The sequence below is a fragment of the Streptococcus parasanguinis genome (assembly GCF_001073155.1).
Taxonomy (GTDB): Bacteria; Bacillota; Bacilli; order Lactobacillales; family Streptococcaceae; genus Streptococcus; species Streptococcus parasanguinis_D.
Genome location: NZ_JVEE01000050.1, coordinates 1 through 588, shown reverse-complemented (window position 1 = coordinate 588; position 588 = coordinate 1). Strand labels below are relative to the sequence as shown.

General features: G+C 52.4%; 6 tRNA genes. All 6 read left to right on the top strand.

From position 1 onward, the window contains the following. The first annotated feature begins 81 nt into the window (after nucleotides 1-81). The 6 genes from ADH92_RS09210 to ADH92_RS09185 all read left to right on the top strand — a co-directional run bounded on the left by ADH92_RS09210 (nucleotide 82) and on the right by ADH92_RS09185 (nucleotide 587). Nucleotides 82-155 (top strand) — tRNA-Pro (locus ADH92_RS09210). A 6-nt stretch (nucleotides 156-161) separates the two neighbouring features. After that, a tRNA-Met gene (locus tag ADH92_RS09205) sits at nucleotides 162-235 on the top strand. Nucleotides 236-251: 16 nt separating this feature from the next. Next, nucleotides 252-325: transfer RNA gene (locus tag ADH92_RS09200), tRNA-Ile, on the top strand. 10 nt (nucleotides 326-335) lie between these two features. Then, nucleotides 336-425, top strand: a tRNA-Ser gene (locus ADH92_RS09195). Between the two features lie 12 nt (nucleotides 426-437). Continuing rightward, nucleotides 438-511: transfer RNA gene (locus tag ADH92_RS09190), tRNA-Met, on the top strand. Between the two features lie 3 nt (nucleotides 512-514). Beyond that, nucleotides 515-587, top strand: a tRNA-Phe gene (locus tag ADH92_RS09185). The last annotated feature ends 1 nt before the right edge of the window (nucleotide 588 follow it).

Below are 588 nucleotides of genomic sequence, written 5' to 3'. Positions count from 1 at the left end.
CAACTGGATAGAGTACCTGACTACGAATCAGGCGGTTAGAGGTTCGACTCCTCTAGGGTGCATAAAGCGTAAGCTTTAGATCGGGAAGTAGCTCAGCTTGGTAGAGTACTTGGTTTGGGACCAAGGTGTCGCAGGTTCGAATCCTGTCTTCCCGATATTATGGCGGTGTAGCTCAGCTGGCTAGAGCGTCCGGTTCATACCCGGGAGGTCGGGGGTTCGATCCCCTTCGCCGCTATATTGTTGATCTTGTTGGACCTTTAGCTCAGCTGGTTAGAGCTCTCGGCTCATAACCGAGTGGTCGTAGGTTCAAGTCCTACAAGGTCCATTGTTATTTTGGAGGATTACCCAAGTCCGGCTGAAGGGAACGGTCTTGAAAACCGTCAGGCGTGTAAAAGCGTGCGTGGGTTCGAATCCCACATCCTCCTTTTTAAAATTAACGCGGGATGGAGCAGCTCGGTAGCTCGTCGGGCTCATAACCCGAAGGTCGTAGGTTCAAATCCTGCTCCCGCAATTTGGCTCGGTAGCTCAGTTGGTAGAGCAATGGATTGAAGCTCCATGTGTCGGCGGTTCGATTCCGTCTCGCGCCAT